The organism is Streptomyces sp. M2CJ-2 (assembly GCF_016757295.1).
Taxonomy (GTDB): domain Bacteria; phylum Actinomycetota; class Actinomycetes; order Streptomycetales; family Streptomycetaceae; genus Streptomyces.
The window spans coordinates 43,918-55,047 of record NZ_JAESIF010000027.1 but is presented as its reverse complement, the minus strand read 5'-3'; the positions used below and the strand labels follow the sequence as shown (position 1 = coordinate 55,047).

Below are 11,130 nucleotides of genomic sequence, written 5' to 3'. Positions count from 1 at the left end.
AAGTCCTTCAGGACGGACTCGTCTCCGGCGACCACCTCGTGGGCCATCCACCGCCGGTCACGGACCGTCACCGACTGGCCCGGCGCCGGTAACCCCACGCCCTCAGCCACCGCAAGATCAGGCATAACCGCCCCCTACCCCTCAGATCCCCCTCCCCCACAGCTGTGACGACCCATCACAGCGCATATTCCGAGGGGATGCAGTGAAGATCTTATGACAAGTTGACGCCATGTCATGCCCCGTGCACCTTCCCGGCGAGCGGACTCGGTGCAGCGTCGGCGGACCGGCGTGCCGCCTTCCGCGACGAGCCCGTGAACCACGCGCCGCGAACAGCGCATCGGTCCCTGATGGGTGGCGGGTGCGAGCGGGTCCGCGGCCCCGCAGCCACGGACGGGTCAGGTGATCTTGCGGGCGGACAACGGGCTGGAGCCGGGGACGGCCCGGATGCCGGGAACGTTGTCGGCGCGGAGCCTGGCGGCCACCGCGCCGGCGCTGATCTCACCGGCCCCGTACTGGCTGGTGCGGGCTGCCACCATCTGCGCGACCGTCAGGACGCTCCCGGCCGAGAGACCCGCGAAGGCCTCGCGTATGTGGCGGGCGACGTCACGGCGGGCTCTGGGCACCGTGACCGTCGCCGGCCTGCCGGCGGGCGTGATCTTCTGTGCCCCCAGCCCGGGGGCCGGGAGGTCTGCGACCGAGAGGGCCGGTGCCCCTCCCTCCGGGCGCTGCCAGCGCTGGCAGAACGCCTCTGCCAGATGCTCCGCCCGGGCCAGGACGGCCTCCTCATCCCACTGCGCGGGCAGGGAACGGTTCAACGACAGCGCACTGTGCAAGAGGATGTCGGAGCGCTTCTGAGTTTTTCGCGTCGAGGTGCGGGGGCTCGCGGTCGGGTGTAGGCCGGAAGTATGAGGTATCCCGATGGTGGCGGCCTGACCGCGCCCCAGCGTGACCGGCGAGAGCAGGTCCGCTTCCGGGCCGCCGAGATGTTCGCGCAGGGGATGCGGCCGCCGCAGGTCGCCGAGCGGCTGCGGGTCTCGCAGAAGTCGGCCCGGGCCTGGCACGCCCAATGGCGCGCGGGCGGGACCGGGGCGCTGCGCTCGAAGGGGCCCAGCGGGCCGTCCAGCCGGTTCAGGCCGCAGTGGCGCACGGAACTGGCCGTGCTGCTGGAGCAGGGCCCGGCGGCGCACGGCTGGGTCGAGGACCAGCGCTGGACGCTGGCCCGGGTGGCCACCGTCATCGGCCGCCGCCGGCACATCTCGCTCAGCGTGCCGCAGACCTGGCGGCTGCTGCGGCAGATGGGCTTCACGGCGCAGGTGCCGGTGCACCGGGCCGCCGAACGCGACGAGCAGGCGGTGGCCACCTGGGTCGAGGAAGTCTGGCCGGTGGTGGAACGACGGTGAGGGAGCAGGACGCCTGGCTGTGCTTCGCCGACGAGTCCGGCCAGGGCATGCGCCCGCCCAAGGCCCGCACCTGGTCTCCCCGGGGCACCACTGCGGTGGTGAAGGTCACCGGCAGGGGCGGCGGGCGGGTGTCCCTGGTCAGTGCGGTGTGCTGCCGCCTCGGGGAGCGCACCCGGCTCGTGTACCGGATGCTGGTGCGCCACCCCGGCCGCGGGGGTGAGAAGAAGGGCTTCCGGGAGCCGGACCTGGCGGCCTTCCTGGACGCAGCACACCAGGAACTCGGTTGCCGGCCGATCGTGTTGGTGTGGGACAACTCCACCCAGCACACCGACCGCGCGATGCGTGCCCTGCTCGCCGCGCGTTCCTGGCTGACGGTGTTCCACTTCCCGTCCTATGCACCGGATTTGAACCCTGATGAGAGCGTGTGGGCGAGCCTGAAGAAGACGCTGGTCAACTTGGCTGCCTGCACCACCGACGAACTCGCCGCGCTGATACGGACCCGGCTCAAGCGGATGCAGTACCGTCCGGGCCTCCTGGACGGCTTCATCGCCGAGACCGGTCTCGTCCTGACGTGATGACAGGAGCAACGCACCCCGACGCGAAAACCTCAGTTGCGCTCCCAGGGGCCGTTGGAGACCGCTGGGTTGAGCCTGCGGGTGAGCAGGGTCAGGTTCCCCAGGGTATGGACGAGTACCTGCCGGCGCTGATGAGCCTCGACGCTGCCGCGGCCTGCGCTCTGGGGAAGCGAGTTCACCGCCTGTCGGCACAGCCGTTGTGCCCGCTGCGGTGATCCAGTCCTCCTTTCTCGGATCAGCTTCAGAGTGGCTCAGGTGTTAGCAACGCCCGGTACCGCGATGAGCGCCTCTGGTTCTTCGCAGCTACGCCGGTAGTAGGGGTGGTTTGTGTCGATCTGTTTCGCCAACCGGGAGGGCGTGGGTTCGGTTTGTCGGCCGTCCCAGCTGACTCCCTGGTTGATGAGGACGATGCCTGCCTTGCCGATCAGATCGGCATCGGCGTTGTCCGCGGTGGGGATCACCGTGAGACGTACGGCTGTGTGCGCGTATCCGTTCTTCCCTTGCCGCTGGACGGCTTCCGGTGCGAATCGTGAGTATTCCGAGCCGAAGCGGCCGGGGGGGCCGGCGGCCCAGGGGCGCGGCACGGTGGTGAGAAGGAAGTCGGGGAGGTAGCTCGATCCGTCGTCGGACACGAGCTGGAACGGGCTCTCAGTGGTCTTCGTCCGCTCCCATTGCCCGCTCTTGCCCCAGATGTAACCCCCGGTCGGCCGTCCGATGCGTTCGAGGTCGGTGATGGTGCGGACGACGGCGAGGGGTCGTTGGGTTCGGGGAAGGCCGTGGCCGGGGAGCCACAAGGCGGGCCTGGGCAGATCTGCAGGTGGTTGCTGTCCCAGGTTCTCGTCTCGGAGACCGGCCCAGATGGGCTCGCTGGTGTCGCCATTGACGTAGATGACCATGGGGGCGGATTGAGGCAGCTGGATACGCGCGGCCAGGAGCGCGGCTTCGGTGATCTGTGCTGCTGCCGATGCCTGGTGGCTTTCGTCTCCGATGGTGGGAAAGCTGGAGACGTCCAGTCCGAGGTCAACGGAGTGAACGGCAAGTCGGGTCTTCCGGTAGGGCTCCCATTGCGAGGTGATGGGCGAGTAGGCCCACGTGGTCCATGGCTCGGTCACGCCGCCGACGGGCCGCATGGCTGTGAGCACGATGGTGAGCGGGGCGGGTTTGGTGTTCCGCTGTCCGTACTGGCGGGGTTGGGCGTGCCGTCGGATGTGGATGCCGATGTGCCAGTAGTCAGGGAGCGGAATTTTCCCGAACGCGGTTCCGAGGCGGTGGTCGATGACGCCAAGGCCGCGGAGCAGGTCGCGGAGGGCGTTCTCCGTGGAGTTGGCCAGGCCGCCCTCGCGCGCTTTGGTCTCTCGTTCGATGAAGTACGGCTTGCACGGCTCGCCGTTCTTCTTGACTGTGGGCACCGGTGGGGGAGCCTGTTTGATGTACTGCGAGCTGATGCTGAGCCTGGCGAGTGCTGCTTTGGACGGCCACTTGCCGTCTTCGGCCTCTGCTTTCTTCTTCTGCTCTGGTGTGGGGTACTTCCGGTTGGGGTCCCACTCCGTCTCGCAGATGGCGGCGATGACTCGCCCTTCTTCTTGGAAGGGCGCCAGAAGTTCGGCGAGCTGCTGCTGTCGGCGCTCTGCGGTGGCCGGCCCGTGAGCGAGGGCGCCCGCCTTGTCCTCTAGGAAGAGCACGTCTACACGGCCGGGGATGACGTTGTCTTTCACGTTTCCGTCAGAGGCAACGAAGTCGTCGCCCAGGTGCCACTGGCGTGCGATCTCGCGTTGGACGCGGGAGCGGACTTCGTCGTCGTGGTAGAGCACTCCGAGGAGAAGCCGGTCGATGCCTGCGGCGTCCATGGCGGCGGGAAGGTGCTGGGGCTGGATCGGCCCGCTGGTGCGCACGCCGGTCTTCGCCGTGGGAACCGACAGACCCGGCACCTCGATGTAGACGGGTGACTTGTCCCGGTATGCCTCGCAGTGCTTGTCGATGTGGGACTCGATCCGGCGGAACATCTCCATTCCGTGGCCGCGGCCCAGGCCGGGTGTGGTGATGCTCTCGGGCGCCACGGCCCGGACCGCACCCAGCGCGGTGCCAGCCGCGATGACGTTCTCGTCCAGGGCATCAGGGAAAGGCGGCACCCGGTGGGTCAGACGTGGCAGCCCGGCCAGGCGCCGGCTGGCAGCCACGGCGGGCACGTTCAGGCGCCGTTTCCAAGGCGGCCCATCAGTGTGGGCGGACACGGCGAGGGGCTGGTCGGGATTGGAAAGCAGGACCGTAGCGACCCCGTACCAGCGATTGGCCAGGAGAGTGGTGACGGCGTTGACAGTGACTGCGTGCCGGGCGGAGTGTCCTGCGGCTGCGGTTCCGATCTTGATGCGCGGCAGGAGGCGGTGGAGTCGTCCCTCCGCGTCCGGTGCGCTGGGCAGTTCGTGGCCGATGGCAGCGAGGGTCCCGTCGGTGCACAGTACGAAGCGGGTCGGCTCCTTGCCTCCGAGGTTCCATTCGATGGCGGCCAGGTCTTCTGCAAGGCGCCATCGGGCCAGTTCACCGGGCCACCAGGTCAGGGTGCGCCGTCCGGCCACTGGGCGGGGCAGATCGGGGTAGGGCAGGGCTGGTGTTGCTGCGATCAGGTCGGCCAGCCGCATGACGGCTTCGTGCCCGGGCTCGTCGGGGAGGAAGGCTTCGCCCCAGTAGGCAAAGACGTCATGCCGGTCTTCGCCGGTCATCTCGGCGGCGGTGAGGAGTTGTGCCTGCCCGTTGCTGACGTCCCAGCGCGCCCAGGTCCCCAGCACGGCGCGCAAGATAGCTTCCAGGGCTCGGTACGGCGGCTGGACGTCCTGCTTCTTGTCGCCCACACGGTCTTTGTAGGCGCGGCACAAGTCGTGCCAGAGGCCGAGTGCGGCTGGGCCGGGGCGGTAGGCGATAACGGTGCCGAGGACTGCCGGGTGGGTGCGGTACTGCAGCAGGCCGGCGCGTTTGCGGTGTTCGTCTCCGGGGGGACACACGGTCATGCGGCTACTCCGAAGTGGTCGGGGTACCCCTTGCGCAACCCGGTGAGCAGGTGCGGGGCCTGGGCGTAGTCGAGGAACTCCTCGGCGGTGAAGCCATAGGTGCGGCCGGCTCCGGCGAGCTCCTGAGGGGTGTAGCTCTCGTACAGTTCGCGCACGAGGGTCGGCAGGTCGGTTCCCCAGGTGGTGTCGTGGAAGGCTCCGTCGATGAGGTGGAGTTCGACGTGGGTCTGGCCTCGTCGGCCGCGGCCGGCCAGTTGGATGCACTGGCCGAGGACGGTTGCGATCAGTTCGCAGCGCAGGTCTTCGGGGAGCGCCGTGAAGCGCTTGGGGGCGGCAAGGGTGGCCCACAGGCGAGCGCGGGCTGTTTTGCGGACGGCGGCAAGGCGCGCGGCGGGGGGCCCGTCGCGGGGTGTGGAGCGCCAGGCGCAGGCGGCGATGCTGGCGGACAGGGCGGCCGGTTCATCGACGGGCATGACGGGCCGGATGGCGAGGCCGATCAGAGTGATCGCGGATTCTCGTTTACCCGAGGGGGCCGTGGTGAGGATGTTCAGGCCGCGTTCGGTTCGCGGGAGAGGCGAGATGAGCACGTCGCCGCCCCGCTCGGCGAGCTGGGAGAACTGGTCGCGGGTGACCAGGGTGACGGCGTCGGGAACCGCCGGCAGATCGGGGTTGTCCGTGTCGGAGGTGGCCACGAAGATTTTCAGCCTATGTCCCAGTGCGAGGGCGGCTTCGTACAAGGCCGTCGCGAAGATGCGGGCCTGAGCGTAGGAGTTGACGGCGATCAGGGCGCGGGCTCGGTGGGCGGTGGCGATGTCACCCGCGAGGCGCCGGAGGTCGCGGATGAGGGTTGGTGCGTACCCGCGGGCGAGCGCGGCGACGCGTTCAGCACGCTCGTGAAGGGGTGTGCTGCCCACGGCCAGGGCGCGGCTGTCGGCCATGGGCGTACTGCGGAAGATACTGAGCCCTCCCCGCTGGGCGTCGGGCATGGCCCACTGCGGCTCGGCCAGCAGGTGGGTGCGTGCGGCCCGCGGAAGGTACCCAGTGGCCGACATCCCCAGCACGACCCGGCGGTGGCCTGCCAGGGCCAGAGACACCATGTCCCCCAGGAAGGCGGTCTCGGTGTGCGGGTCACCGCGCAGGACTTCCATGACCAGGCGCGGCTTGGCCGTGGCGTCATCGAGTCCCTCGAACCGGAAGCCGCTGATCTGCTGTCCCAGCGGCCCGAAGGGCACCACGTTGCCGGTGTCGCGATGGCCGACCGTGTCGGCGATCGTGGACGCTCCGTCGATGGCGTGGCTGGCGAGTTCCCCCGCGCGGTCGGCGAGGTCGAACACCGTGTGGTTGAGCGCGGTGAGCCACGCCTTCATCATCACGGCATGGAAAACGCCACCCGCGAGACCTGGTACCAGCTCCGGTGGTCGCTGTGGTGCCTGGTTTTCACCGCGGTTCCCGGCGTCGTCCGCCGTTGGTGATTCCCCCGCCTGACGGGCTTCCTGAAGACGTGCGCGGTCCCGTGCGAGCTGTATGACGGCCTTCCCTACGATCGCCCGCAGCTCCTCTTTGATCGTGTCTAGTTCCCACAGGCCGCTCTCGTCGAGGCTCAGCATCCGCTCCAGCAGGTGGGGGATCTGCCGCAGCCTCTGCGGCAGGACTGCAGGGACCACGCGGTCTTCGGGACGGGCAGCAATCGGGGGCAGCAGGGCCTGGAGGTGGTCCATCTGCTCCGCGTTGGCGCTCTCTTCGGTGTCGACGCCAATCAGGTTGTCCAGGAGTTCCCGGTCCCACCGGTGCGGCTGGTACCAACGGCGCCGGTCCTTGAGGACCTGTCGCATCCGCCGCGGATCCTTTCCGGCCGCGAGCGCCCGGGCCTGCCCGATCTCCGTGCAGATCTCCCCGCTGCTGACCAGATCGAGGAGCTGCTCGGCGAGCCACACAGCTCTGGTAAGCGATCCTCGTGACTCCACACGCAGACGTGCGGGAGCACGATGGAGATTGTCGCGAACCTTCCGCAGGGCCGTGTTCGGATCGCTGACGGAGGCAAGGGGCAGGCTCTGCGAGACATCGAAGCCACGGGACTGATACGCGTCGACCTCGTCGATGATCACCAGATGTGCGCGGCGCAGCAGCAGTTCCCGCACGCTCATCTGGCGGCGCAGTTCGCCGTCGACCAGAAGCGGGATCTTGACCATGCCGCGCTGGAAACAGGCATGCGTCGTCACGATGATCTGAGCCGAGCACGCAGCGCGGATATGGGAGAACTTGTCGCACCGGTTCACGTAGGGGCACAGTGACGCCCCCTGCGGGCCGTCGGGATCCGTGTGGCGCAGGCTCGTGCAGGGTTCTTGCCCGTCACCGAAACCGTCCGGTCCGTCCAGCTGCGCTGTGACCGCGCAGCCGTAACCGGACTCGGACAGCCGCTCCACGAGATCTTCCGGCATCTGCGACAGAGCTGTCTGGTCGTCGACCGCCTTGTGCGCCGTCTGCAAGGTGAACTCGTGCCGGCTCCCCGGTGCGATCAGGGGCGTGACTGACACATCGAGCTTCAGCGCCTTCAGCTCGCGGCGCAGCGTCTCCACCTCGCCGAAGACGTCGGTGTTGTCGCTGACGAGAAGAGCCACCGTGTGACCCTCACGGGCCAGTTGTTTGGCCTGGGCGCGGGCGAAGACGTTCTTGCCCACGCCGGTCGGCGCGCTGAGATGCTGCATCAGGCCCGGATCCATCAGGACCGCAGAGGCGGGCGGCTGTGTGCCCGATCCCATCGTGCCGCTCAGCAGAAGGCTGACCTGGTGCTCGCGGAAGGCGGGTCCCTCCATGGCTGCGTCCGTCGTGCGCGTGAGCCAGCCCAGCACGTTCGGGTCGACGGGAATCGGCCCCGTGGCGTCCACGGTCGTCACCGTGGGCGGTGTATAGCCCACCTTGAGCGTGTCGAAAGCGAGCTGGACGGGGCCCCGGCGGCTCGCCGCCACCCAGCCGCCTCCGCTGGCCACCTCGATCCGCACCTCGCGCTCCTCCGGCTCCAAGAGCCGGTCCGCCGAGTCCAGGAGGTGCTGCCCGTGCCGCGGATAGACGTCCACCATCCGCCAGCCGTCGCGGGCGCCAGGCGCGTAGCGGTGGACGACAGGGTCTTCCCACTGCTGGTCGAACCCCTTGCGGACACGTCGCTGCAGGGAGGCCAGATCGGCCTCACCGCGCGACCGCTGTGCGACGAGCCGGCCGATACGCTGCTGCTCGCTGTACGGGAGCTGGCCCCACTGCGGCCACACCTGTGCCGCCTGGCCCGACAGTAGGACGTGGGCGTCTTCGATCCGGACCACCTCCCGCCCTTCGCTGTCCTTGGCCGGGAAGTACTGCTCGGCCAGGGCCAGTGCCGCAGCCAGAACTCGGGTCATGCCGCAATCACCTCGCCGATCAGCGCCACATCGGTGATCACCCGGGCGCCGTGCGGCCCCAGCACGCGTGTGAGTACCCCGGTGTATCCGCTGAGGTGTTCGGGGATGACCAGGGTCAGCCCCGAACAACCCTCCGGGTCTTCACGCATCTGCTCTGCGATGCCCTGGGGATCGGCCCATGTCTTCACATCGACACGCCAGGTGACACCGTTCTTGGTGATGTGCAGGTCGTAGCTGTCGCCGTAGGGCCACAGCCGTACCTGAGCGCCCGCCTTTTCGGCGAGGTCTTTCAGCTCGATCTCCAGCAGGCCCGGCACGACGATCCACTGCCACAGGCCGTATGACAGCGCGACGTGTCCTTCAACCGGCCGCAGCTCCGGGACATCGCGGATCTCGCCGCCGGACGGCTCGAGCCGCCACTGTCCATCCCGCGATGACATCCTGAACCGGGCACCACGCTCCACATGGCGCGCGTCCTCGCAGAGCAGCTCGGCTGCATAACGGCCCTTGGGGACAGCACGCATGGTCCACCGGCAGAGCGGACACGGAGCCCACCATCCCGCGAACTGACGCATCGGTGAGATGGCCGTATACAGCCCGATATCCACCAGGTGCGTATGCCGGGCAAGGGTGCGCCGCGGCATGGCAGGGCTGGTGATCAGGGCTTCGCGGCTCTGCGTATAGGCGGCGAAACCGGCTTCCTGGAGGGCGCGGAACACCGCGTACTGCACCGCCTCGGCCGTGATGCGCGACAACCGGGCCCCCGCCGGCAGCTTGCCTAACGCTCGCAGCACGCTATGAACGTGTCGCAGGTCAGCACCCATTCCGGGCACCTCTTGGGCCCGCTCCGAGGCTTCTATCACCAGCCGGGTCAAGACTGCGGTCGCCGTACCGTCGTCCTCCAACAGACGCGCGTCGTAGATCCGCGGCCACGAGCCCGGCCCGGGCAGCAATCCTCCGACCGGGGCACGGCGTAGCCGCTTCAGGAAGTCGGGGAACGACGCAGCCTCGCTGGAAACACCGCATGCACGCATGTAGCGGCCGTGGCACTCCATCAGCAACCGAACGCGTGCGCGCACGTCGCCTTCCGGAGCGCACCACGTCATCGCCGCGATGACACACGCATCCAAGGCTTCTCTTTGCTCCGGGTCCAGCTCTTCGATCTCGCCAGGAACCACATCGGCGGCAGTAAGCACAGGAGGAGGTCCTCATCATCCACGGGGGCCGTCAAGCCACTCCCAACGCACATGAGTATGGCGAGAAAGGTCACCCCGAAATGCGGCCGTGTGAGCGCGGGCCAAGGAACCCACGCCACGCTCGGCAACCTCGGAAGCCGGTGGTCAGGCCGGGACTGGCTGCACACCGCCCCAACGGAGCGCGTGCCGCGCGACTGCAGTAATCCACCCACAAGGCCGAGGCTGTGAACGCACAGCTCGTTGACACAGCCCTACGACGCCTGATGGGCGCACAGCCCACGGTCTCCCGGGCCCGGTCCCAACTGCCAGCGACCGGATCCGCTCCCGCGTCATACCGGATACTTGTACCCATCGCGGCGCCGTCGGCCCCCGGGGCTCGAAGCTGCCCCCTCCACGGCTATCGGGCGCTCGCACTACTGGTTAGTCTTCCCGCCCTGCCCGCCACTGCACCAGACGCAGCCGCGATTCCGTGAGAGGTGACCATGAGTCGAAGAGGATCATCTGCTGAGATGATCGGAGACGCAGACGGCCCCCGTGTGGACTTCCCACCCGTCCCGAATGGCATCGACTACCTCTCGGAGGTTGTCACCCGGCTTGCGCGACCTGACGCAGAAGTCTCTCCGCGGGACCTGAAGTACGCGGTCCTCCACCTTCAGGCTGCCACCGAGGTACTGGTCAAAGCACGCCTCCAAATAGCGCATTGGTCCCTGGTCGTGAAGGACCTCAGCAAGTGCACCAAGGAGAAATACGACAAGGGCGAATTCGAGAGCGCCACGGTCGCTGAGTCGATGCGCAGACTCTCCGACATGGTCGGGCTCCCCATCAGGAAGGACGACCGCGAAGCGGTAGACGAGCTGGCGAAACTCCGCAACCGCCTTCAGCACTGGGGCCTTCAAGAGACGGTCGCCCTGGTGGAGAAGCGCGCAGCAAGCGTGCTGGACTTCCTCATGCGCTTCGTGGACGAGCACCTGGTCCCCGCGCTGGAGCCTGAGCAACTCGCCGCACTGCAGGAAGAAATGGACTCGGTGCGCCGAGGCGTACGGGACATCGCTACGTTCGTGGAGACTCGTCGCGCCCGCTTGCGTGACGAACTCAAGGAGTATGCGGACAGAACGGTGCAATGTCCGTCCTGCCACGAGTGGGCACTCGTTGTGGACCAGGAGGGCAGCAAGTGCCACTTCTGCCCACGAGCCTGGGACAGCGAACAGCTCGCCTACGCCTACGCGGAGAGCTTCGAAACTGGGAGCATCGAGGACGAAGTCTCCTCAGGTGACTGCCCCGAGTGCTGGACCCGAACACTCATCGTCGGTGTACGCACGACAGCCACTCTGGGGCAGCCGATCGACATGTGCTTCAACTGCACCAGGGTCTTCACCGGCCTGCGCCTGTGCAGCTGCCTCGAGTATTTCGTCCCCGTGGCAGAGGAGGACATCTGCCGGCGGTGCTTGGACCTATACATGGAGATGAACCAAGCGGACTGAACCGCATCGTGAGGAAATTCGCAGCTGACCCCCGCGTGACGCTGGAGCCCGGGGACGCGGAGTCGCTGAGCGGAGCGACTCCCTACC

General features: G+C 68.0%; 8 protein-coding genes. 3 read left to right on the top strand and 5 right to left on the bottom strand.

Features of this window, described 5'->3' with window-relative positions:
• Positions 1 to 395: 395 nt before the first annotated feature.
• Positions 396 to 815: a hypothetical protein gene (locus JL475_RS21000; protein WP_202279343.1), complete on the bottom strand. Its 420-nt coding sequence runs from the start codon at positions 813 to 815 to the stop codon at positions 396 to 398.
• Between the two features lie 90 nt (positions 816 to 905).
• Here JL475_RS21000 and JL475_RS20995 point away from each other — a divergent pair, with 90 nt between their 5' ends.
• Together JL475_RS20995 and JL475_RS20990 are read left to right on the top strand one after the other, a co-directional pair.
• The gene (locus JL475_RS20995) at positions 906 to 1,400 is read left to right on the top strand and encodes a winged helix-turn-helix domain-containing protein (RefSeq protein WP_202279342.1); all 495 of its coding nucleotides are present in this window, start codon (positions 906 to 908) and stop codon (positions 1,398 to 1,400) included.
• A complete protein-coding gene (locus JL475_RS20990; protein ID WP_307825119.1) occupies positions 1,397 to 1,975 on the top strand; it encodes a transposase in 579 nt (192 codons plus the stop codon). The genes JL475_RS20995 and JL475_RS20990 overlap by 4 nt, the downstream gene beginning before the upstream one ends.
• Before the next feature lie 32 nt (positions 1,976 to 2,007).
• On the opposite strand, the gene JL475_RS41720 is transcribed toward JL475_RS20990, so the two are convergent.
• The 4 genes from JL475_RS41720 to JL475_RS20970 form a co-directional block, all read right to left on the bottom strand.
• Entirely contained in the window at positions 2,008 to 2,154 is a 147-nt protein-coding gene (locus tag JL475_RS41720; RefSeq protein ID WP_202279341.1) for an HNH endonuclease family protein, read from the bottom strand.
• Between the two features lie 72 nt (positions 2,155 to 2,226).
• Positions 2,227 to 4,977 carry an RNaseH domain-containing protein gene (locus JL475_RS20980; RefSeq protein ID WP_202279340.1) on the bottom strand — a complete coding sequence of 917 codons (2,751 nt, stop codon included), beginning with the start codon at positions 4,975 to 4,977 and terminating at the stop codon, positions 2,227 to 2,229.
• On the bottom strand, positions 4,974 to 8,366 hold the full coding sequence (locus JL475_RS20975) for a hypothetical protein (RefSeq protein ID WP_202279339.1): 3,393 nt from the start codon (positions 8,364 to 8,366) through the stop codon (positions 4,974 to 4,976). The genes JL475_RS20980 and JL475_RS20975 overlap by 4 nt, the downstream gene beginning before the upstream one ends.
• Complete coding sequence (locus JL475_RS20970; RefSeq protein WP_202279338.1) at positions 8,363 to 9,562, bottom strand: hypothetical protein; 1,200 nt, start codon at positions 9,560 to 9,562, stop codon at positions 8,363 to 8,365. Before JL475_RS20970 ends, JL475_RS20975 begins: the two co-directional genes overlap by 4 nt.
• Before the next feature lie 509 nt (positions 9,563 to 10,071).
• On the opposite strand from JL475_RS20970, the gene JL475_RS20965 reads away from it, so the two are divergent.
• Positions 10,072 to 11,043, top strand: coding sequence for a hypothetical protein (locus JL475_RS20965; RefSeq protein ID WP_202279337.1), 972 nt, complete (start codon positions 10,072 to 10,074; stop codon positions 11,041 to 11,043).
• Positions 11,044 to 11,130 lie beyond the last annotated feature (87 nt).